Origin of the sequence: Burkholderia sp. IT-111MI5, assembly GCF_949752865.1 — a bacterium.
Lineage (GTDB): Bacteria > Pseudomonadota > Gammaproteobacteria > Burkholderiales > Burkholderiaceae > Burkholderia > Burkholderia pyrrocinia_C.
The window spans coordinates 390349-411563 of the sequence record NZ_CATKIF010000033.1 but is presented as its reverse complement, the minus strand read 5'-3'; the positions used below and the strand labels follow the sequence as shown (position 1 = coordinate 411563).

Below are 21215 nucleotides of genomic sequence, written 5' to 3'. Positions count from 1 at the left end.
TCCATGACAGCACGCGACACGTCTTCCCCTGCCGTCAGCGCCCCCGCGCTGCCGATGTTCTGGCCGATGGCCGCCGCCACGGCGATGTTCGCGGCCGGTTCCGAGATCGCCGCGCGCAATCTCCGCTTCCTCGCGGAAGAGGAGAAGCTGCATTTCGAAGTGCATCCTGCGCTGGCATCGACGAACCGGCCGTTGCTGGAGCTGCGGACGATGACGTTTCGCGATTATTCGGCCGCGCCGGCGCACGGGCTGCCGACGATCGTCGATGCGCCGTACGCGGGGCACAGCGCGATGATCGCCGACTACCAGCCGGGGCAGAGCCTGATGCAGACGCTGCGCGAGCACGGCGTGACGCGCCTGTACCTGACCGATTGGCGCTCGGCCACCGAGGACATGAAGGACCTCGAGATCGACCAGTATCTGGCCGAGCTGAACGTGTGCGTCGACGAGCTCGGCGGCCGCGTGAATCTCGTCGGGCTGTGCCAGGGCGGCTGGATGTCCGCGATGTACGCGGCGCGTTTCCCGCACAAGGTCGCGAGCCTCGTGCTGGCTGGCTCGCCGATCGACACCGACGCGGGCGACGGCCCGATCAAGCGGATGGTGCATACGTATCCGACGTCGTTCTACGAGGAACTCGTTGCGATGGGCGGCGGGCTGATGCGCGGGCGCTTCATGCTGCGCGGCTGGAAGAACATGCATCCCGACCAGCACTATCTCGCCGAGCACGTCGACCTGTACGAGCATCTCGACGATCCCGAATACCTGCGCAAGCGCGAGGTGTTCGCGAACTGGTACGAAAGCCCGATCGACCTGCCGGGACGCTGGTACCTGCAGGCGATCGTGCAGATCTTCAAGGAGAACCGGCTCGCGAAGGGCACGTTCGTCGCGCTCGGGCGCACGCTCGACCTGAAGGACGTCGCGTGCCCGGTCTATCTGCTCGCCGGCGAGGCCGACGACATTACGACGCCGGAGCAGGTGTTCGGGGCACGCGAGCGTCTCGGGACGCCCGCTTCGCGGATCGAGAGCCGGCTCGTGCCGGGCGGTCATATCGGCCTGTTCATGGGGTCGCGCACGCTGAAGACGGTGTGGCCGGAGATCGCACGATGGATTGCGGCGCAGCGCTAGGCCGGCGCGGATCGACACGGGGGGCGGCATGACGCTGCGACACAAGCGGGGGCTCGTCGTCGGCATCGCGAACGAGCAGAGCATCGCGTGGGGATGCGCGCGTGCGTTCTGCCGGGCGGGCGCCACGCTCGCGGTGACCTGGCAGTCGGAGAAGACCTTGCCGCACGTCGAGCCGCTGTTCGCGCAACTCGACGCGCCGATCCGGATGCCGCTCGACGTCGGGCGGCCCGACCAGATGGCGGCGGTGTTCGACGCGATCGCGATGCAATGGGGCGCGATCGACTTCGTGCTGCATTCGGTTGCGTATGCACCGAAGGCCGATCTCCAAGGCCGCGTCGTCGACAGCTCGCCGGAAGGCTTCTCGTTGGCGATGGATACCTCGTGCCATTCGTTCATCCGGATGGCGAGGCTTGCCGAGCCGCTGATGACGCAGGGCGGGAGCCTGATGGCGATGAGCTATCTCGGTGCGGAGCAGGTCGTCGCGAACTACGGGGTGATGGGGCCGGTCAAGGCCGCGCTCGAATCGAGCGTGCGGTACCTGGCGGCCGAACTCGGCGGCACGGGCATTCGCGTCAACGCGATTTCGCCGGGCGCGCTGCCGACGCGCGCGGCATCGGGCCTGCCGGACTTCGACCGCCTGCTCGACGACACCGCGCGCCGGGCGCCGCTGCATCACGCGCTGGACATCGACGACGTCGGCGCATTCTGCGCGTTCCTTGCGAGCGACGGCGCACGGGCGATCACGGGCGGCACGCACTATATCGACGCCGGCATGCACATGCTCGGCTAGCGTGCCGGCGGCATGCGGCGTCAGGTGCGCGCGAATGCCTGCACGAGGGCGGGGGGCGCGTGTGCGACCGCGACCTCCGGCGTGCCGTGCCACGCCGCGAGCTTCTTCACGGCCTTCGCGACGTCGGCCGCGAGCCCCGTACCGAACCGCACGCCCGGCTCGACATGCACGGCCTTCAGTTCGAACGTGCCGAGCGAGCGATGCGCTTTCGCGTCGACGCGGCCGACCAGCCGGCCGCGATGCAGCACGGGCAGGCAGAAATAGCCGTAGCGCCGCTTGTGCCCGGGCGTATAGCACTCGATCGTGTAGTCGAAACCGAACAGCGTCGACGCGCGCCGCCGGTCCCATACGACGGGATCGAACGGCGACAGCAGCGTCGTGACCGTCGAGCGCAGCGTGTCGGCCGCGGCGGCCGGCAGCAATGCGTCGAGCGAGCGATGCACGTAGGCTGGCTCCTTCCAGTCGTCGATCTGCACCGGAATCAGGTCGCCCGCATCCGCGAGCCGTTCCAGCTCGTCGCGATACGAACGGCGCGGCAGCCGATAGTAGTCGGCCACCCAGTCCGCGCGCACGACGCCGAGCGCGCGGCACGTGTAGTCGAGCAGCGCGGGCAGCACGGCTTCGCGCGGCGGCAGGTCGCGCGTGTCGTCCCAGCCGGGCAGCACGCGCTCGCGCACGTCGTACACGCGCTGGAAATTGCGGCGTTCCGACACCATCAGGTCGCCCGTCGTGAACAGCACTTCCAGGTGACGCTTCTCGGGCTTGCGATCCCACCAGCCGTTGCCCTTCACGCCATCTTCGCGGACGAAATCGGCTGATCGCACCGGGCCGTCGTCACGGATCCGCGCGAGCAGCCGCTCGATCTCGTCGCGATTCTGCGCGTGCCACTCGGCCGCGTATTTCCAGCCCATCCCCGACGGATCGAGCATCTTGTAGCGCATCAGGCCGAACTGCTCGATCGGCAGGAAACACGCTTCGTGCGACCAGTATTCGAACAGGCGCGCCTCGGCGAGATGTTCGTCGAGCCACTGCGGCGAGAAATCGCCGAGACGGCTGAACAGCACGAGATACGGGCTGCGCGCGACGACGTGAATGGTGTCGATCTGCAACTGCGCCATCCGGCGGATCGTGTCGAGCACGTCGGCCTTGGTCGCCTTGCGGCGGGGCGGCGTCAGCAGACCTTGTGCGGCGAGATGCAGCGCGCGGGCGGCGGCGGGCGAGAGCGTAAGCATCGGAATGGCGGCTGAGGGTGGCGGTCGGCGATCACTTTAGCGCGAAAGCGGCGCGCGTGTGCGACGCGCCGATGCAACGCGTCTGACAATGCTTGACAGATGCGTTTCGCAAGTTTCCCTATAGTGCAGAGCATGGCGCGACGACAAGTGCGCGCAACGATTCCGCTTCCGACGCACATATGTCCATGGCACGCAGGAAGCGAATCCGGGATTCTCAACCCCCATCGGGAGACCCGGAGCCCTGAGCGGACATCCATGCGGCTGTGCACCGGCCCCGTGTGGATGTCCGCTGATTTTTTTGTTTTTCCGGTTTTTCGCAGGCTGCCGCGCGACGTGTGATGCCGCGGCGCGCGTTTCCCCAGGCCGTAGCGTGCGGAACAGGCCGTCGTGTCTTGCCGCGCCGCAACGCGGCGAACCGAAGTGCTTCCCGCTTATTGCCGCTTGCCGCGCGCGACTTCGTCGCCGGCGCCGGGCGGCAGCCGCCGCGTGATCGGAATCGACGCGAACGAGCACAGCCCGACCACGACGAACGCGGGCCAGAAATCCGACCAGACCATCGTCTGGTGGCCCTGCAGCCAGTGCGACACGTGCAGCACGATGCCGGCCACCGTCACGCCGAGCCCGAGCGACATCTGCTGCACGACGCTGCCGAGGCTCGTGGCACGGCCCGCGTCGCGCGGTGAGATGTCCGCGTAGATCATCGAGTTCAGGCTCGTGAACTGCAGCGCGGGGAAGATGCCGCCGACGAGCACGATCAGCCAGATCGCCCAGGTCGCCATGCCGGGATGGAACACGCCGTACGCGGCGATCGCGAGCCCCGCGAATGCCGCGTTGTAGATCAGCACCGTGCGAAAGCCGAAGCGGCGCAGCGTATGCGTGGCCGTCGAGCGGCTCATTGCGCCGCCGAGCGCGGACGCGCACGTGATGAGCCCCGAATGGAACGCGCTCATGCCGAGCCCTTCCTGCAGCGCGAGCGGCAGCAGGAACGGCACCGCGCCGAGGCCGATGCGGAACAGCGACCCGCCGACGACGCTCGCGTGGTAGGTCGGGATCTTCAGGAAACTGAGGTCGAGCACCGGGCGCTCCTTGCGGCGCGCGTACGGCACGTAGAGCGCGAGCAGCACGGTGCCGGCCACGCACATCACGATCGCGTTCGAGCGCGAGGTGAGCGAGCCGTCGAGCAGCGTGAGGCCCATCAGCAGCAATGCGGCGCCGCTTGCCGACAGCAGGAAGCCGAACCAGTCGAGCGGACCCGGATCGGGCTCGTGCGTGTTCGCGATGTGCTTGCTCGCGAGATAGATCCCGTAGATGCCGATCGGCACGTTGATGAAGAAGATCATCCGCCAGTGCAGGTAGGTCGTGATGAAGCCGCCGACGAGCGGCCCGACCGTGGGCCCGAACAGCGCGGGAATCGCGAGGTAGTTCATCGCGCGCACGAGATCCGAGCGCGGCACCGCGCGGAAGATGATGATGCGGCCGACGGGCACCATCATCGCGCCGCCGACGCCTTGGATGAAGCGTGCGAACGTGAGCACGCCGAGGGAACTGGAGGCCGCGCACATCAGCGAGCCGACGACGAAGATGCCGATTGCCGTACGGAAGACGGAACGTGCGCTGAAGCGGTCGGCGAGCCAGCCGCAGATCGGGATGAACACGCCGAGCCCGACCACGTAGGCCGTGATCGCAACGTTCAGCGTGACGGGGTTGTGCCCGAAGTCCCTCGCCATCGCGGGCAGCGCGGTGACGATGATGTTCGCGTCGACGCTTTCCATGAACAACGCACAGGCAACGATGAGCGGTGCTAGAAAGACGGGCGACATGGGCTGGGCGCGCGGTAAAGACGCCATTATGCCCATAATGTTGCCGATGCGTCACGCGCGACAACACTTGTTCCGCATGTTGCAACAGTCGTTCCTGCTGCCGCGCGCGAAAGAAGAGACGACCGCCGCGCCGGCTGCGGCGCATGACACGACACATGACATTACCCCGCCGCAGCGACTGCGAAACTTGCGTGCGGCGCACGTTTCATGCGACAGTCGGACCCACTCGCAACACAACATATGACGCGCATCGATCGAGGGCCATCGAGACGAGCGCGCGCGCGAACGAGACCTCGTGCCGAGCCACTCACCATCGAAAGGAGGGGACACGCCATGACGTCACGTCGTGCCGCATCGATTGCATCTCGCTTCTCACGTCATCACGCACTGCCCGCACCGCCCGCGCCGCGTCTGCGCTGGGCCGCCGCACTGGCCGTCGCGTATCTCGCCGTCGCCGGCTGCGCCGCGCAGGCCGACAATGCGAACCAGGCCGCCGTTCAGGCGGCCAGCCAGTCGGCCGTGCCGACCGCGGCCGCGATTGCCGGCCCCGCGTCGGGCACGCTGCTGCCGCCGCCGAGCCAGCTCTACGGCGACCTGTTCGTCGCGGTGCAGACCGCACAGATCTATCCCGACCAGAAGACCTTCGTCGACGCGACGCCCGATACCGATCCCGCGACGATCGTGCAGTTGTATCAGCAACAGAAATCGCAGTCGGGCTTCTCGCTGAAGACGTTCGTCGGCCAGCACTTCACGCCGCCCCCGGAAGGCGGCGTGACGCCGCCGCCGAACCAGACGCTGCGCCAGCACATCGACTGGCTGTGGCCGCAGCTCACGCGCACCAGCGCAACGGTGCCGCAGTACAGTTCGCTGATTCCGATGCCGAAGCCATACGTCGTGCCCGGCGGCCGCTTCCGCGAAGGCTACTACTGGGATACCTATTTCACGATGCTCGGGCTGCAGGTGTCGGGGCGCGAGGATCTCGTCGACGACATGCTCGACAACTTCGCGCACCTGATCGACACGATCGGGCACATCCCGAACGGCAACCGCACGTACTACGCGAGCCGCTCGCAGCCGCCGTTCTTCGCGTATATGGTCACGCTCGCCGCGCAGGCCGAAGGCGACAAGGTCTACCAGAAATACCTGCCCCAACTGCGCAAGGAACATGCGTACTGGATGCAGGGCGAAACCACGACGCCGCGCGGGCAGGCCGCGCGCCACGTGGTCGCGATGCCCGACGGCGCGGTGCTGAACCGCTACTGGGATGCGAGCGACACGCCGCGCGACGAGTCGTATCTGGAGGACGTGACGACCGCGAAGTCGGCGCCCGGCCGTCCGGCGAACGACGTGTACCGCGACCTGCGCGCGGGCGCCGAAAGCGGCTGGGACTACAGCTCGCGCTGGTTCGGCGACGGCAAGACGCTCGCGACGATCCGCACGACGTCGATCGTGCCGGTCGACCTGAACAGTCTGATGTTCCATCTCGAGACGACGATCGTGAAGGGCTGCGCGGTCACGCGCGACGTCGCATGCGTGACCGATTTCGCGGGGCGCGCGGCGCGGCGTGCGGCCGCGATCAACCACTATTTGTGGAACCGCCGCGGCTACTACGGCGACTACGACTGGCAGTTGCGCAAGCCGCGCGACGCCGTGACGGCGGCCGCGCTGTATCCGCTGTTCGCGGGCGTCGCATGGCCCGAACGTGCGAAGGCGACCGCGCGCGAGGTGCGCAAGACGCTGCTGAAACCGGGCGGCCTCGCGACGACGACCGAGAATACCGGCCAGCAGTGGGACGCGCCGAACGGCTGGGCGCCGCTGCAGTGGATCGCGATCGACGGGCTGCGTCGTTATGGCGAACCGGCGCTCGCGAAGGACATCGGCACGCGTTTCCTGTCCGACGTGAAGCATGTGTATGCAACCGAAGGCAAGCTCGTCGAGAAGTACGTGGTCGAAGGCGCGGGCACGGGCGGCGGCGGTGGCGGCGAATATCCGCTGCAGGACGGCTTCGGCTGGACCAACGGCGTCACGCTGAAACTGCTCGGGCTGTACGGGGAGTGATGCGCGGAGAGTGATGCACCGCGACGCACCGCGCGCGGCAAACGCACGGGCCGGACTGTCGCGCAAGCGGCCGTCCGGCCCGTTTTCGTTTCCGCTTCCGTATGCGGCTTGCGTCAGAACGTGATCGTCGTGCGCACGCCGACCACGGTTTCGTCGCCGATGCGCGCACCCGCCGCGTTCGGGTTCGGGATGCCGCCGCCCGGACGGAAGAAGTGCTGCAGGTCGGCCTGCAATTGCCACCACGGTGCGACCTGGTACTGGTAGGTCGCCTCGACGACCGTCTCCGCCCGGCGCACCGGATAACCGGGCGTCGTGTAGGTGCCGGTGTCGCCGTCCAGGCCGCGCGCATGCGAGCCGATCTTCGCGTAGCCGACCGCGATGCCCGCGACGTCGTTGTCGCGCCCCTTGAACGGCGCCTTCAGCGTCACGCCTGCATTGGCGGCGAAATCGACGATATTGCGATCGCCCGGCGCGCCCATCACGCGCGCGAACACGCCGACCGAGCGCGGGCTGTCGTCCGACGGCCGCCAGACCATCTGGTCCGCGACCGCATAGAACCCGTAGTTGCCGCGATGCGTGGCGGGAATGCCGTTGCTCGCCGGATTCGCGAGCGACAGGCCGTCGGTGCCGTAGCGCGGATCGTTCGCATGCTGCGACTGATACCAGAAGCCGAGCTTGTAGGTGCCCGGCAGGCCGGCCGGTTGCGGCGCCTTCGGGTCGTCCGGCGGCGCGTTCAGCGCGTACTGCACTTCGCCGATCACGAACGCGCCGCTGCGCAGGTTGAAGTTGGTGCCGTGCGCGTTCAGCACCTGCGCGTCGCCGTCGGTGCGGCCGGCCGGGTTGCCGTCGAATACGCCGACCATCGCGGTCCATGCATCGGCCGGCTTCACGCGCAGCCGCACGCCGAGCGACGACAGCGGATACGCGGGGCCGCCGGACGGCAGATCGGTGGAAGGCAGCACGGGCCAGCCGAACGTGGCGTTCATGAACGTCGCCGCGTTCTGGCTCACCATGAACTCCTGGTCGACGCTCTGCTGGCCGACCTTCACGTCGACCTTGCCGTCGAGCAACGACTGCTGGTACCAGAGCTCCCACAGGCGCGTGGTCGAATTCGCTTCGATGCCGGTCGCGGTCTGCAGCGTCTGCAGGTAGCGCTGCGTGGCGTTGGTGCCGTGGATCTGTAGCGCCGACACGTTGAAGGTGCCGCCCGGCAGGCCGATCGCCTTGCCGGTGTCGACGTTGAAGCCGAATTGCGTGAGCCCCTGGTAGGCGCCGCCGCGCTTCGTGCCGCCGGACGTGTTGTACAGGTACTCGCTGGTTTCCTGCAGGCTCAGCGTGACGCCGTGGTCGCCGAGCAGGTCGCGCAGGCCGCCCATGTTGCCGAACAGGTTCGAACGCTCCCACAGGCCGGTGGGGGCGGGCGCGGCAGCATCGGCGGCCTGTCGTGCGGGCGCGGCGGCGTCGCTCGCGCCGGCCGCCGGTTCGGCCGCGGCCGGCAGCGCCGATTGCGCGAGCGCGGGCGCGGCGGCGAGCGACAGCAGCAGTGCGGCGAGCGCATTGACGCGCGGCTTGCGCGGAACGGGTTCGAGATGGTTCTTCATGCGGATTCCGTTGGCGATTCGATTAGTTAGACTGAAGAAAAGAATACGTGATGCGGGAAGCGTGGCGAGGCGGTCGCGCGGCGGCACATGGCGCGTGGCGCCCCCGCGCGTCGAGGGCTTACGGCAGCCAGCCGCCGACGCGCCACACTTGCGCGAAGCCGAGGCGCGACGCAGCCGAGCATAGCAGCGCGGCGAGCGCGACCGCGGCCGCCATCGCGGCGACCAGCATGCAGTCGAGCGGGCGCGGTGCCGCCGGCACGTGGGCGAGTGCCGCGCCGCGCCAGTTGCCGAACGCATGGGCGAGCGGCGAGAGGCCGGCAACGAACGAGCGGTCGCACGCGACGTGCACGATGCGCTTGAGTTTCACCGCGAACGATTGAATGAACATGACGCTGCCTCCGTCTGGTCCGGCGGATGCCGGACGACGTGATCGAGCGCGGGCGCATGACATGGCCTGCGATCGGAGGTTGGAACATAACGGAGCGTGCGACTGACGAACCGGCGATGGCCGGCCCGGGAGGAAGCGCGCTAACCCGACGAATGCGAGCTAGCGGCGAAAGACATGCGTCTGGCTGCTATCTCGCGATGGCTTGGCCGGCCTGGACCGGCATCGAACTGCAACTAGAGCATGTGTCCACGGAGGGACTCCCTTGATGAATTGGGGCGGATTGTAGTCGCGACTTTTGCTGCGGTGCAAGTGAAAAACGCAGAAAAGACGACGTGTGTGGCGTGCGAGTCGCGGCGGCACACGATCGGCAAGCAGAGGGCGCTGCCGGGCGCCTGCCGTTGTTCGCACGCATCGACGCGTGACCGCATCGTGACGTGCTGAAAGGTTTCGGCACGTCATTTCAAGGGCAAATCTTTCAGCGTCGCAAGGCGGGAAGTTTATTTCGGGAAATGGGGTTTGGAGGGGTTGACTTCACTTTCGGGCGGTTCATAGAATTCGGCATCTTCACTCTTGGGGCCGCCGCCTTGGACGCCTGCAGTAGTCGATCTTCGAACGAAATTTCCGCCTGAGCGACCGACGTCCGCGCCTCATCGAAGCCGCCGTTTGTCCCCCGGGCAAACGGTGCGCGCAGCAGTATTCCGCAGTATCTCCCTACGTGCACCCTGATTCGCGCCGGTTAGCGTGATGCGTTTTCGCATGCGTTGTCCGGCTTCATCGCCGCCTGGCAGGCGGCCGCGTTCGCGCATGCCTCGTTCAGGCATCGCGAATGCCGGCCCGCAAGCCGGACGGCGGTCAACCGTGTTCCCCGGAACACCGCACAGGAGCCGCCGTGAACGACAGTGACAGTTGTCCCATATGCCCGTTGCACGCACCGACCCTTTTGAACCCGGGTCGCAGGGACACTCCGGCCGACTAGCCTGACACGTCGTTCAGGCCCCGGACTGGCCCCGCGCCCACCACGCGGCCGGCACGCCTGCCGTCGCCGCACGGAGCCTGACCATGAACTTCGGCCTTCTGCTGTCGAACCTGCCGCACGTCGCGGAATCGCGCAACCAATACGATGCGATGCTGACGCTCGATGCCCGTCCGCGGGTGTTCTCCCGCCTGCTGAACCAGCTGAAATCGTTGATCCGCCACTGAAGAAGCGCCGAGCGCGCCTCGGCATGCGCACGCGCGGCTGCCTGCGGGCAGGCCCCGCGTACGCATCCCAAGGTCACACGCTCATCGGATAACCATTAGCCGTACGGAACAAATCATGTCCACGCCATCCAACGTCTCTCCACCGATCGCCGCGGAACGCAGCGCCGTGCTCGACGAAGCCCATGTCGGCGACATCCGCGGCGCGCTCGGCACGATCGCGCATCACGACACCGCCGCGCGCGGCACATGGTGGGCGCGGCTGCGCACGCTGCTCGCGATCATCGGCCCGGGCCTCATCGTGATGGTCGGCGACAACGATGCCGGCGCATTCGGCACCTACACGCAGGCCGGCCAGAACTACGGCACGACGCTGCTGTGGACGCTGCTGCTGCTCGTGCCCGTGCTGTACGTGAACCAGGAAATGGTGCTGCGCCTCGGCGCGGTCACGGGCGTCGGCCATGCACGCCTGATCTTCGAGCGCTTCGGCAAGTTCTGGGGCGCGTTCAGCGTGATCGACCTGTTCCTGCTCAATGCGCTGACGATCGTCACCGAGTTCATCGGCATCACGTTCGTGCTGGATTTCTTCGGATTGCCGAAGGTGGCCGGCGTGTGCGTGGCCGCCGCGCTGACGATGGCCGCGGTGAGTACCGGCGATTTCAGGCGCTTCGAGCGGTTTGCGATCGGGCTGTGCGTACTGAGCCTGCTGCTGGTGCCGGTGCTCGTGTCGATCCATCCGCCCGTCGCGCAGATGACGCGCGATTTCCTCGTGCCGAACTGGCCCGTGCACGCGAAGCTGTCGGACGTGATGCTGCTCGTGATCGGCATCGTCGGCACGACCGTCGCGCCGTGGCAGCTGTTCTTCCAGCAGAGCTACGTGATCGACAAGCGCATCACGCCGCGCTTCATGAAGTATGAAAAGGTCGACCTGTGGATCGGCATCGCATTCGTGCTGATCGGCGCGGTCGCGATGATCGGTTTCAGCGCCGCGCTGTTCGGCGGGCATCCGGAAGCCGGCAACTTCACCGATGCGGGCGGCATCATCGCGGGCCTCGAGAAGTATGCGGGCCGCACGGGCGCGACGCTGTTCGCGGTGGCGCTGCTCGACGCGTGCATCATCGGCGCGGCGGCCGTGTCGCTGTCGACCGCGTATGCGATCGGCGACGTGTTCAAGATCCGCCATTCGCTGCACCGCGGCGTGTCCGACGCGAAGGGCTTCTATCTCGTGTACTTCGGCATCGTCGCGGCCGCGGCCACGCTCGTGCTGATCCCGGGCAGCCCGCTCGGCCTGCTGACCGAAGCCGTGCAGACGCTCGCGGGCGTGCTGCTGCCGAGCGCGACGGTGTTCCTGCTCGTGCTGTGCAACGACCGCCAGGTGCTGGGGCCCTGGGTCAACTCGACGAAGCTCAACGTGTTCACGGGCGCGGTGATCTGGGTGCTCGTGCTGCTGTCGATCATCCTGACCGCATCGGTGATGTATCCGGACATCAGCGGCGAAGCGATCGTCGACGTGCTGGTGGGCGGCACCGTGCTCGCGATTGCCGGCTATCTCGCGACGGTGCTGATTCGCCGCCACAAGCGCGTCGTCGAACCGGCGCTCGATCGCTCGCTGCGCGACACGTGGCGCATGCCGCCGCTCGACACGCTCGAGCCGCAGAACATGACGCTCGCGACGCGGATCTGGATGGCCGTGCTGCGCGGCTACCTGGTGATCGCGGTCGGTCTCGTGATCGTCAAGGTCGTGCAGATGACGCTGCTGAAGTAACGCGGATCGTCTGCCAGGAAGCGGCGCCGGACCCGGCACCGCGCCGCAACCCGTGCAAGCCGGCCCGTCGAGGCCGGCTTGTGCGTTTACGCGCGCGCCGCCGTCAGATCAGCTCGAGCTTCGACGTCAGGTACGTGAGCTGGATCCGGTTCGCGACGCCGAAGCGCTTGCGCAGTTTGCGCAGGTGATAGTCGACGTTGTGCGCGCTGGTGTCGAGGCGCCGGCCGATCTCCTTGTCGGATGCGCCTTCGGCGATGCCGAGCAGCAGTTCCTGCTCGAACGGCGTGAGCCCGTTTACCGTACGCTCGCGCGACGTCGCGATCAGTTGCGGCGACGCGAACTTGTGCACCGACAGCCCGATCGACAGCGCCTGCTCGATCGTCGCCGGCGTGATCCATTCGCGCGTGCGGCGCGGCGCGGTGAAGCTCATGAACGCATGCAGCCGCGTGCCGGGCACGGCCATCGAATACATGATGCCGCTGCACATCCCGTCGTCCTGCATCGTCTGCAGGAAACCGTCGAGCGCGGCCGGCGTCACGCACGGGCCGGCGTCGCGCTCGCGGTGTTCGCGGCGCAGCTGCTGCAGGTCCCACACGATCGGCATGTTGCACACGCGCGCGCCGAGCGTGCGCGGATCGACGTCGTGATGGTTGTGCCGCACGTAGTCGCCGCGATAGGTGGCCGGCGTGAACGCTTCGTGCAGGTAGAGACTTTCGACACGCTCGCGCGCGAATTCGAGCGCGAAGTACGCGAACGTCGAGAAGCCTGTCAGGTGCAGCAGGCTCGTGACGATCCGGTTGCGCTCGGCGGTGCTCTGCGCATGCGCGAGCGTATCGGCGACGCCGAGCGTCGGCGCGTGCGGCTGCGCGACTTCGCTGCGCTTGACGTCGTCGCACCAGACGACCTGCACGGTACGCTCCCGCAGCGCGTCCGCGCATGCGCTCGACCCGCGCGACGGGCGGGAAAAGGTCGGGGCGACCGCTTCTTCATGCAATGCAATATCGGACATGAGCCATCCCTCGGAATCGACGCGCATCGCCTGGCGGCGGCCGTATCGTGTACGGCATTCGCGGCGGTGCGATCGAGCATCGTTTTTGATCTGCGCCGATCGTCATCCCTGACGAAACGCGGGGGCATTGTACAAAAAATGCCTGTGTGCGCGTAATATGCCGTAATACTAATTGCGGCGAAAGGTTCATATTCGCACGCATATAACGACGACCAGAAAATCATAAAGAAAAGACCAGATCGTGACGGGGCGCAGTTTCACATATTGGGAAAGGGCGGGCTCCTCATGACATATGCTGACGGCGCACCACGCGTCGAATGGTTTTCACAGGCCGATATAGCGGCCGCTGCCGCTTATTCGAACGAATATCAGGCAATCGACCGCGACGTTTTTACCGGCATTCAAATTGCACTCGGTAAAACCGACCTTGCTTCGGCCGATTTCGCGCAATGCCATGCGCGATTGCGGCAAATCGGTTTCAGTACCCTCGGTTACGGCGCCTATGAAATGATCGGGCGGCGCATCCTGTGCGCGCATCTGCTGCGCGACCTCGCGCCGGCGACGTTCATGCAGCCGTTTATCGAAGGGATGCTGTACGAGAGCGACCCGCGGTTCGCGCAGGTGCGGCAGAGCGGCTTTCCGGTCGCGTGGCGGCTCGACGAGATCGAGGCGGCCGCGCAGGGCAGCGGCGACCGCAAGGTGCTGGCGCTCGCCGGCCATCTGCGCGCGCACGCGATGAACAGCGGCGTGATCTTCAGCCTGTCGGCGCCGCGCCTCGACCTGCGCGTCGCGGTGAACGTGACGTCCGAGACGCACGGCACCGAATGGATCGACGATCGCGTGATCGGCGGCGCGCTGGCCGTGAGCCTCGCCGTGCATCGTGTCGCGCTGCCGTTCCTCGAGGCGCGCATCGCGCGGATGCGCGGCTTCGCGCTCGGCGACGAGCAGCAGCAGGTGCTCGACCGTCTCGTGCACGGGCTGTCCGACCAGGAGATCGCGAGCGCGCTGCGCACGTCGCTGCACAAGGTCGGCCACCATATCCGTTCGCTCGAAAAACTCTTCAACGTGCAGAATCGCGCACAGCTCGCGTACCTCGCCGCGCGGCGCCTTCAGCCCTGACCTGACGCACGCGCCGGCGGCCCGCCGCGCGATGGAAGCGGTTCCGGCGGCGTGTGCCCGAGCGCGCCGCCGGGTTTCGTAGTCCGATCCGATCGCCGCCGGGAAACGCGCTTTCGCGCTACGAGGTGCATCCCTTTTTCCATCGGTTCGCGTCGCTACACTCGTCCCATTCAACGGTCCGTGCGGCACGGGGCAGGGTTGCCCGTGCCGGCCGGCGATAACGACGACAGGACACCGGCACGATGGCAGAACCGAAGGCGCTCCCCCGCGACTGGCAGCGGTTGTTTTCCGCTGGCCGCGGCGTGTCCGGACGGCGTCTCCGGGGCGCATCGCCGCGCGCCGACCTGTTCATCGCCGCGTTCATCGTCGCGGTCGTCGCGCTGTTCATCCTGCCGCTGCCGCAGGCCGCGCTCGACGGGATGATCTCGCTGAATCTCGCCGTGAGCGTGGTGCTGCTGACGGTATCGACCTACGTGCCGTCGGCGGTCAGCTTCTCGTCGTTTCCCGCGCTGCTGCTGTTCACGACGCTGTTCCGGCTCGCGCTGAACATCGCGTCGTGCAAGCTGATCCTGCTGCACGCGAACGCCGGCCACGTGATCGACGCGTTCGGGCGGCTCGTCGTCGGCAACAACGTCGTGGTGGGCGGCGTGGTGTTCCTCGTGATCGCCGTCGTGCAGTTCATCGTGATCGCGAAAGGGTCGGAGCGGGTGGCCGAAGTCGGCGCGCGCTTCTCGCTCGACGCGATGCCGGGCAAGCAGATGAGCATCGACGCGGACCTGCGCGCGGGCATCATCAGCGCCGACGAAGCGCGCGAGCGCCGCGAGAAGCTCGAGCAGGAATCGCAGATGCACGGCGCGATGGACGGCGCGATGAAGTTCGTGAAGGGCGACGCGATCGCGGGCCTCGTGATCGCGTTCATCAACATCGTCGCGGGGATCGCGGTCGGCACGCTGATGCACGGGATGGATATCGGCGCGGCGCTGCAACGCTACGCGATCCTGACGGTCGGCGACGGCATGGCGTCGCAGATTCCGTCGCTGCTCGTGTCGATCGCGGCCGGCATCGTGACGACGCGCGTCGCGACCCGCGATGCACGGCAGCGCCAGCTCGGCGAACAGCTCGGCGAGCAACTGGGCGCGCATCCGCGTGCGCTGCTGATCGCGGCGCTGGTGCTGGCCGGTTTTCTCGTCGTGCCCGGCTTTCCGAAATGGTCGTTCGCGCTGATCGCGCTCGGCCTCGGTGCGGTCGGGTTCTCGCAGATCAAGCACAAGACGACCGCGCCGAGCTTCAACCTGATTCAGATCGCGGGGCGCGTCGGCACGGCCGACGACGGCCAGCCCGCGAAGGTGTCGCACGCAGCGGGCGTCACGTCGCTGATCGCGGTATCGCTGTCCGACGACCTGCGCACGAGCCTGAACCTCGCGCAACTGCAGGCCGCGCTGTCGAGCGCGAAGGCGCGTGTCGACGCGGATATCGGCACGGTGTTCCCGCGCATCACGCTGAACGACGACGAAGGTGCGGCGGCCGGCACGTACCGGATCTACCTGCAGGACGTGCTCGCCGCGCACGGCGCGCTGAAGCCGGGCTGGCTGCTGTGGGACGGTGTCGCGCCGCTGCCCGAACGCGCGGAGCGCCAGCCGGCCGAGGCGTTCGGCCCGTTCGCGACCGCGTTGTGGATCAAGCACGACGGCGCCGCGCCGGACGGCAAGTGGCTGTCGAGCGAAAGCGCGCTCGCCGCGCACGTCGAGCAGATCGTGCGCCAGCATGCGGACGAACTGCTGGGTATCCAGGAGACGCAGGCGCTCGTGCATCTCGTGCGCCGCGAACACCCCGAACTCGTGGGCGAGCTGACGCGGCTCGTGCCGCTGCAGCGCGTGACCGAAGTGCTGCGCCGGCTGCTCGCCGAACAGGTACCGATCCGCAACCTGCGCGTGATTTTCGAGAGCCTGATCACGTGGGCGCCGAACGAACCCGACGACGTGATCGCGCTGGTCGAGCTCGTGCGCGTCGACCTGCGCCGGATGATCACCGACCGCCATGCGGGCACGACGCGCCAGCTGCGGGTCGTGCTGTTCGAGCAGAACCTGCAGGAGCGGATCGAGAGCGCGGTGATGCGCACGAAGCAGGGCAATTTCCTCGCGCTGTCGAGCGCGATCAAGCAGGACATCGGCGAACAGGTGCGCGCGATCGTGCAGGCCGCGCAGGCGGCCGGCCCCGGCGGCCACGGCAACGCGCAGGGCGCGGCGCGGCTCGCGGTGATGGTCGCGCTCGGCGCGCGCCGCTATGTGAAGACGATCCTGCAGCCGGTGCTGCCCGAACTGGCGGTGCTGTCGTACCAGGAGGTCGAGGAGGACGTGCAGCTGCACACGATCGGCTGGGTGAAGAACCCGCCGGACGACGGCTCGGTCGGCGCGGGCGCCGACGTGCGCGTGCCGGGAGCCGTGCAATGACGAGCTCGACGATCCTCGACCTGACGCGCCAGGCGCTGATGCTCGTGCTGCTGCTGTCGCTGCCGATCGTGCTGATCGCCACCGTCACGGGCCTCGTCGTCGCGATCCTGCAGGCCGTCACGCAGGTGCAGGACGCCAACATCGGCATCGCGGTGCGATTGATCGCCGTGATGGTCGCACTCGTGCTGCTGTCGGGCTGGCTCGGCGGCGAAGTGCTGCGCTTCGCGCAGCAGGCGCTGGAACGCATGTTCGTTTCTTCCACAGGAGTCCTTTGATGCGTCGACGCGTCGCCCCGATCCGGTTTCAACCGCGCAGCCTGCAACGGGCCGCGCTTGCCATGTGCGCGACCGCGCTGCTGACGGCGTCGCTGTGCATGGCGCCCGCGCAGCCGGCTCGCGCCGCGGACCTGCGCTGGCGCAACAAGCCGTTCACGATCGTCGCGAACGGCAAGAAGATCGGCGACTTCATTCGCGAACTCGCATCGTCGCAGGGCGTGACGGCGGTGGTCGACCCGAAGGTCGACGGCGTGATCAGCGGCCGTTTCTCGGGCACGCCGCAGCAGACCCTCGACACGATCTGCTCGACCTACGGGCTCACGTGGTACTACGACGGCTCGTTCCTGTACGTCGATCCGGCCGACCAGTCGCAGACGCAGATGATCCCGATCCCGCCGAATGCATCCGGCGAAATCGGCCGCGCGCTGCAGGCGATGCAGATTCCCGACAAGCGCTACACGCTCGTGATCAACGATCGCGCGAACAGCGTGTACGTGGCCGGCCCGCGCCGCTACGTCGAGCTCGTGCGGCAGGCGGTCGGCTCGGTCGGCGATCCGGCGGCGAACGGCGCGCATGCGGACATCCGCGCGTTCCGGCTGAAGTACGGCTGGGCGTCGGATTTCACGATCAACCGCTCGGGCAAGGAAGTGACGGTGCCGGGTGTCGCGACGATCCTGAGCCGGCTGTTCGGCAAGGGCGGCGGCACGAACGCGCTGCCGTCGAGCACGTCGCTCGGGCAGGCCGCGCGCCAGGTGAAGCTCGGCTCGGGGCTGACGATCGCGGTGCCGCGCCTCGATTTCCCCGATATCTCCGGCGGCCCGCGTTCGGGCGGCTATGCCGGCGACGGCAGCGCGACCGGCGGGTTCTCGCCGTTCTCGAACGGCGGCGGCGGCGACGCGCTGCCGCAGATCGTCGCCGATCCGGCGATCAACGCGGTGATCGTGCGCGACCTGCCGGAGAACATGTATCGCTACCAGTCGCTGATCAACCAGCTCGACGAGCGGCCGCGCATCGTCGAGATCAACGTGACGATCATCGACATCAACGAGGATTCGCTCGACAGCCTCGGGATCGACTGGCGCCTGCACACGACGCACGGCGACGTGCAGATCGGCAACGGCGCGAATCCGCTGAACGGCAACACGCAGTACAACGGCTCCGGCAATCCGCCGCTGACGTTCGGCGTCGGCACGTCGGAAACCGGGCAGACGGGCACCTTCCTGCCGACGGGTATCGCGCTGACCGCATCGATCGGCGGCTCGCTGCGCAACTACCTGCTCACGCGCGTGAACGCGCTCGCGCAGAAGGGGCAGGCGCAGTTGCGTTCGAAACCGAAGGTGCTCGCGCTCGACAACACCGAGGCGATCCTCGAGAACCTCACGCAGTTCTACGTGCAGGTGCAGGGCTACCAGGATTCGTCGCTGTACAGCGTGACGACCGGCACGAGCATCAAGGTGACGCCGATGATCGTCGACGAGGCGATCCGCAACGCGGCCGCCGTATCCGCGGTAGCCGTTCGCAATCCGCAGAGCGTGATGATGTCGATCGACATCCAGGACGGCAACGTCGTGCAGGGGCAGGCCGTGTCGAACATCCCGGTGATCCAGCAGCGCAATATCGTCACCAAGTCGATGATCGACGAAGGCAAGAGCCTGCTGATCGCCGGTTTCAACGACGACGAGGTGAAGCTGAACAAGAGCGGCGTGCCCTGGCTGTCCGACATCCCGCTGATCGGCAACCTGTTCAAGTACACCGACAAGTCGGGCAACCACATGGAGCGGTTCTACCTGCTGACGCCGCGCGTGGTGACGACCGCGTCGATGTACGCGCCGGACGGTTCGCCCGTGAACCCGGGCGCCGACGGGCCGGCGAACCAGGAAGGCATGTCGATGTATCGGCCGCCGGACAACGACGTCGCGGTGCCGCTGACGCCGAAGCCGCTGCCCGGCACGAAGTTCGGCCCGCCGGCGCTGCCGCCGCCGCCGAAGGATGCGGCGTCGCAGCCGGCGGCGACGACCGCAGGAGCCACCACCCATGTCGACGACCATCATTGACCCGCACGGCGACGGCGCATTGCCCGGCGGCGCGGGAGGCGCGGGGGCGGGCGCTGCCGCGCTCGCGTCGCCGTGGAACCTGTGCTTCCTGAGCGGGCCGATGTACGGCCGCACGATGTCGCTTGCGCGCGGCGCGAACTGGGTCGGCACGGCGGCGGATTGCGAAGTGATCCTGCCCGATCGCGAGATCGGCGCGAAACAGGTGTGCCTGCAGGTCGGCGCGCTCGCGGTGACCGTGCAGAACCACGGTGGCGACGCCGGCGCGCCGGTGCTGTTCAACGACGAACCGCTCGGCAGCGGCCGCCGCTCGATGACGCCGCACGACGTCGTGACGGTCGGCTCGATCCGGCTCGGCATCGCGCGGCACGCGCAGGCGAGCGTCGCGGTGCCCGACGAAACCGACGCGCCGGATGCCGCGCGCGAGGCCGCGTGGCTCGGCTGGCTCACCGGCGGGCTGCGCCGGCTCGGCAGCCGTCGGCTCGTGATCGCACTGGTCGCGCTGTGGATCGGCGTGCTGCTCGGCGCGCTCGGCTACGGCTTCGTCGCGTGGTCGGGGCGCCTGCCGTGGCAGCACGAATCGGTGCTCGCGCGCACGCACCGGCTGCAGCAGCTGCTGCACGCGTATCCGGAGCTGGCCGTCGCGCCGCGCGACGACGGCGTGATCGTGTCCGGCTACGTGAGCGACCCGGCCGCGCGAGAACGCGTCGCGCAGATCGTCGCGGGCGTCGACAACGCGGCGCTCGGCAACATCTACGTGGTCAGCGATCTGGTGGCGACCGCGCAGACCTATTTCAGCGATACGGCGCTGACGGTCGCGTATCTCGGCCGCGGCCGGATCGAGCTGACGGGCGCGGCCGCGCGCGCGCAGATCGAGCCGCGCATCCGCAACTACATGAAGGACGCGCGCCCGGCGCTCGAAGTGGTCGATCACGTGCGCGATGCCGATCCGGCCGCGCCGCGCACGACGACGACACTCGGCGGGACGGCCGGCATTCCGGAGATCACGACCGTGTTCGCCGGCGACGGCGACCAGCGCTATATCGAGACGGTCGACGGCAGCCGCTATTTCGAGGGCGCGCGGCTGAAGGACGGGCCGACCGTCGTGTCGATCGGCGCGGACGAAGTCGTGTTCGAACGCAACGGCCAGCGCATCACGATGCCGCTCGGCGGCGCATCGGCGAACGCGCCCGAGCAGGCGCCGGCGCCGCCCGTGGCACCGCTCGCGAGCGGTGCGGCGGCCGGGGTCGCGCAGCCGGTGCCGGGGCCGACGCTGTTGCCGGGCGCACCGCAAGCGGGTGCCAAGGCGGCCAGTGCATCGACGAAGGAGGCGGCGCACTAGCGCCGCGACAGGTCATGCGCATCGCTCGACAGGCGGTGCGCGCATTACGCGGGGCGTCGCATCGATGCGGCGGCTCACGTCGCCGGCGGGGCATGGGGCCATCGCCGGAAGGTGGATGAAGTTCACGTTAAGGAGCGAAACATGGGTACCCAGGCCGCAGGTGGTGCAACCAACACGAACCAGGTCCAGCAGCAGGCCGACGACCTGACCAAGACGCAGCTCGAACTGACGAAGATCAACTTCCAGGTCCAGCAGTCGACCGCGACGTTCGAAACCAGCAACGCAGTGACCGCGCAGGAGGGGACGGCGAACGCCCAGGTTGCGCAACACCTGAGCTCGGCCGGCCGCGCATGACGCCGGTCGCCGGCCGCGCTGCGTGCCGATGCGCGCCGGGTTTGCCCGCGAAGGGCGCCCGGCCGCGGATGCGCGTGTGCCGGCCGGCCTGTTCCGGGCGGGCCCGACCGATCCGGTCCGGCGCCTGCCAGCCAAGGAGGGCATGAATATGTCAGTGACAGGCGTAGGCGCGGCGCCGCCGGGCGCGGCCGCGCTCGCGGGTGCCGTGCAGCAGACGGGCTCGGCGTCCGATCCGGCGCAGGTGCGCCAGTTCGATGCGTTGATGCAGCCGGGCGCATCGCCGGCGGCGTCGTCTTCATCGGGCGTCGCGATGTCGCGCGCGCCGGCGGACGCGGCGCCGGCCGTGCAGATGACGCCCGCGCAGGCGAACCAGTCGTCGCTCGTCGAGCGGTTGCGCACCTACGGCAACGATCTCGACACGCGGTACGCGAACATCGACAAGCATCGCAGCGAAATGCTGACGTCGATGGCGGACAGCCGCAGCGATCCGATGATGACGATGGTGAAGGCGATGGATTTCCAGTGGACGGCGACCACCACGATTTCGGAATACCAGTTGAGCCTGTCGGTCGCGCAGGCGGCGAACGGCTTCACGCACACGGTGCTGAAGACGCAGGAGTGAAAGCGTGCGTGCAGGCT

The 21215-nt window shown here is 68.0% G+C and carries 18 protein-coding genes; 13 read left to right on the top strand and 5 right to left on the bottom strand.

All coding sequences use genetic code 11. The features are described from left to right. The first annotated feature begins 3 nt into the window (after window positions 1-3). Both ACM6JT_RS23725 and fabI read left to right on the top strand, forming a co-directional pair. Window positions 4-1125, top strand: coding sequence for an alpha/beta fold hydrolase (locus tag ACM6JT_RS23725; RefSeq protein WP_407972106.1), 1122 nt, complete (start codon window positions 4-6; stop codon window positions 1123-1125). 28 nt (window positions 1126-1153) lie between these two features. Next, window positions 1154-1915: an enoyl-ACP reductase FabI gene (gene fabI, locus ACM6JT_RS23720; RefSeq protein ID WP_034180522.1), complete on the top strand. Its 762-nt coding sequence runs from the start codon at window positions 1154-1156 to the stop codon at window positions 1913-1915. A gap of 20 nt (window positions 1916-1935) precedes the next feature. Here fabI and ACM6JT_RS23715 read toward each other — a convergent pair whose 3' ends face one another. After that, complete coding sequence (locus ACM6JT_RS23715) at window positions 1936-3147, bottom strand: winged helix-turn-helix domain-containing protein (RefSeq protein WP_105391134.1); 1212 nt, start codon at window positions 3145-3147, stop codon at window positions 1936-1938. Between the two features lie 431 nt (window positions 3148-3578). Further along, a complete protein-coding gene (locus ACM6JT_RS23710) occupies window positions 3579-4967 on the bottom strand; it encodes an MFS transporter (protein WP_051983669.1) in 1389 nt (462 codons plus the stop codon). Between ACM6JT_RS23710 and ACM6JT_RS23705 the strand changes: the two genes are divergently transcribed. Both ACM6JT_RS23705 and treA read left to right on the top strand, forming a co-directional pair. Then, window positions 4918-5211, top strand: coding sequence for a hypothetical protein (locus ACM6JT_RS23705; protein ID WP_414857498.1), 294 nt, complete (start codon window positions 4918-4920; stop codon window positions 5209-5211). The two genes, ACM6JT_RS23710 and ACM6JT_RS23705, sit on opposite strands and share 50 nt — an antisense overlap. A gap of 89 nt (window positions 5212-5300) precedes the next feature. Next, window positions 5301-7025: an alpha,alpha-trehalase TreA gene (gene treA / locus ACM6JT_RS23700; protein WP_414857426.1), complete on the top strand. Its 1725-nt coding sequence runs from the start codon at window positions 5301-5303 to the stop codon at window positions 7023-7025. Window positions 7026-7138: 113 nt separating this feature from the next. Here the strand turns inward: treA and ACM6JT_RS23695 are convergent, their stop codons facing one another. Next, window positions 7139-8626, bottom strand: coding sequence for a carbohydrate porin (locus ACM6JT_RS23695; RefSeq protein ID WP_414857425.1), 1488 nt, complete (start codon window positions 8624-8626; stop codon window positions 7139-7141). A 118-nt stretch (window positions 8627-8744) separates the two neighbouring features. Further along, window positions 8745-9014 carry a hypothetical protein gene (locus ACM6JT_RS23690; RefSeq protein WP_243566708.1) on the bottom strand — a complete coding sequence of 90 codons (270 nt, stop codon included), beginning with the start codon at window positions 9012-9014 and terminating at the stop codon, window positions 8745-8747. A gap of 1059 nt (window positions 9015-10073) precedes the next feature. Here ACM6JT_RS23690 and ACM6JT_RS23685 point away from each other — a divergent pair. Together ACM6JT_RS23685 and ACM6JT_RS23680 are read left to right on the top strand one after the other, a co-directional pair. Continuing rightward, window positions 10074-10214, top strand: coding sequence for a hypothetical protein (locus ACM6JT_RS23685; RefSeq protein WP_165948028.1), 141 nt, complete (start codon window positions 10074-10076; stop codon window positions 10212-10214). Between the two features lie 115 nt (window positions 10215-10329). Continuing rightward, window positions 10330-11976 carry an Nramp family divalent metal transporter gene (locus tag ACM6JT_RS23680; protein ID WP_131945986.1) on the top strand — a complete coding sequence of 549 codons (1647 nt, stop codon included), beginning with the start codon at window positions 10330-10332 and terminating at the stop codon, window positions 11974-11976. Window positions 11977-12079: 103 nt separating this feature from the next. Here the strand turns inward: ACM6JT_RS23680 and ACM6JT_RS23675 are convergent, their stop codons facing one another. Next, window positions 12080-12985, bottom strand: a complete 906-nt coding sequence (locus tag ACM6JT_RS23675) for a helix-turn-helix transcriptional regulator (protein ID WP_131945985.1) — start codon at window positions 12983-12985, stop codon at window positions 12080-12082. Between the two features lie 285 nt (window positions 12986-13270). On the opposite strand from ACM6JT_RS23675, the gene ACM6JT_RS23670 reads away from it, so the two are divergent. From ACM6JT_RS23670 to ACM6JT_RS23640, 7 genes are all read left to right on the top strand, one after another. Continuing rightward, entirely contained in the window at window positions 13271-14104 is an 834-nt protein-coding gene (locus tag ACM6JT_RS23670; RefSeq protein WP_034180515.1) for a helix-turn-helix transcriptional regulator, read from the top strand. Window positions 14105-14346: 242 nt separating this feature from the next. Further along, window positions 14347-16554, top strand: coding sequence for a type III secretion system export apparatus subunit SctV (gene sctV / locus ACM6JT_RS23665; protein ID WP_034180514.1), 2208 nt, complete (start codon window positions 14347-14349; stop codon window positions 16552-16554). Beyond that, complete coding sequence (gene sctS / locus ACM6JT_RS23660) at window positions 16551-16829, top strand: type III secretion system export apparatus subunit SctS (RefSeq protein WP_006480854.1); 279 nt, start codon at window positions 16551-16553, stop codon at window positions 16827-16829. The genes sctV and sctS overlap by 4 nt, the downstream gene beginning before the upstream one ends. Further along, the gene (gene sctC / locus ACM6JT_RS23655; RefSeq protein WP_407972110.1) at window positions 16829-18883 is read left to right on the top strand and encodes a type III secretion system outer membrane ring subunit SctC; all 2055 of its coding nucleotides are present in this window, start codon (window positions 16829-16831) and stop codon (window positions 18881-18883) included. The genes sctS and sctC overlap by 1 nt, the downstream gene beginning before the upstream one ends. Beyond that, window positions 18864-20222, top strand: coding sequence for a type III secretion system inner membrane ring subunit SctD (gene sctD / locus ACM6JT_RS23650; RefSeq protein WP_414857424.1), 1359 nt, complete (start codon window positions 18864-18866; stop codon window positions 20220-20222). The genes sctC and sctD overlap by 20 nt, the downstream gene beginning before the upstream one ends. 141 nt (window positions 20223-20363) lie before the next feature. Further along, window positions 20364-20576, top strand: a complete 213-nt coding sequence (locus ACM6JT_RS23645) for a hypothetical protein (protein WP_034180511.1) — start codon at window positions 20364-20366, stop codon at window positions 20574-20576. Window positions 20577-20724: 148 nt separating this feature from the next. After that, complete coding sequence (locus tag ACM6JT_RS23640; RefSeq protein ID WP_034180983.1) at window positions 20725-21198, top strand: hypothetical protein; 474 nt, start codon at window positions 20725-20727, stop codon at window positions 21196-21198. Window positions 21199-21215 lie beyond the last annotated feature (17 nt).

Excerpts from the sequence above, each read along its gene's own strand:
- ACM6JT_RS23695 (WP_414857425.1), bottom strand. The coding sequence starts at position 8,626 with ATGAAGAACCATCTCGAACCCGTTCCGCGCAAGCCGCGCGTCAATGCG.
- sctV (WP_034180514.1), top strand. The coding sequence starts at position 14,347 with ATGGCAGAACCGAAGGCGCTCCCCCGCGACTGGCAGCGGTTGTTTTCC.
- ACM6JT_RS23685 (WP_165948028.1), top strand. The coding sequence starts at position 10,074 with ATGAACTTCGGCCTTCTGCTGTCGAACCTGCCGCACGTCGCGGAATCG.
- fabI (WP_034180522.1), top strand. The coding sequence starts at position 1,154 with ATGACGCTGCGACACAAGCGGGGGCTCGTCGTCGGCATCGCGAACGAG.
- ACM6JT_RS23690 (WP_243566708.1), bottom strand. The coding sequence starts at position 9,014 with ATGTTCATTCAATCGTTCGCGGTGAAACTCAAGCGCATCGTGCACGTC.
- ACM6JT_RS23675 (WP_131945985.1), bottom strand. The coding sequence starts at position 12,985 with ATGTCCGATATTGCATTGCATGAAGAAGCGGTCGCCCCGACCTTTTCC.
- ACM6JT_RS23645 (WP_034180511.1), top strand. The coding sequence starts at position 20,364 with ATGGGTACCCAGGCCGCAGGTGGTGCAACCAACACGAACCAGGTCCAG.
- sctS (WP_006480854.1), top strand. The coding sequence starts at position 16,551 with ATGACGAGCTCGACGATCCTCGACCTGACGCGCCAGGCGCTGATGCTC.
- ACM6JT_RS23670 (WP_034180515.1), top strand. The coding sequence starts at position 13,271 with ATGACATATGCTGACGGCGCACCACGCGTCGAATGGTTTTCACAGGCC.
- ACM6JT_RS23725 (WP_407972106.1), top strand. The coding sequence starts at position 4 with ATGACAGCACGCGACACGTCTTCCCCTGCCGTCAGCGCCCCCGCGCTG.
- ACM6JT_RS23705 (WP_414857498.1), top strand. The coding sequence starts at position 4,918 with ATGAACAACGCACAGGCAACGATGAGCGGTGCTAGAAAGACGGGCGAC.
- sctC (WP_407972110.1), top strand. The coding sequence starts at position 16,829 with ATGCGTCGACGCGTCGCCCCGATCCGGTTTCAACCGCGCAGCCTGCAA.
- treA (WP_414857426.1), top strand. The coding sequence starts at position 5,301 with ATGACGTCACGTCGTGCCGCATCGATTGCATCTCGCTTCTCACGTCAT.
- ACM6JT_RS23640 (WP_034180983.1), top strand. The coding sequence starts at position 20,725 with ATGTCAGTGACAGGCGTAGGCGCGGCGCCGCCGGGCGCGGCCGCGCTC.
- sctD (WP_414857424.1), top strand. The coding sequence starts at position 18,864 with ATGTCGACGACCATCATTGACCCGCACGGCGACGGCGCATTGCCCGGC.
- ACM6JT_RS23680 (WP_131945986.1), top strand. The coding sequence starts at position 10,330 with ATGTCCACGCCATCCAACGTCTCTCCACCGATCGCCGCGGAACGCAGC.
- ACM6JT_RS23715 (WP_105391134.1), bottom strand. The coding sequence starts at position 3,147 with ATGCTTACGCTCTCGCCCGCCGCCGCCCGCGCGCTGCATCTCGCCGCA.
- ACM6JT_RS23710 (WP_051983669.1), bottom strand. The coding sequence starts at position 4,967 with ATGTCGCCCGTCTTTCTAGCACCGCTCATCGTTGCCTGTGCGTTGTTC.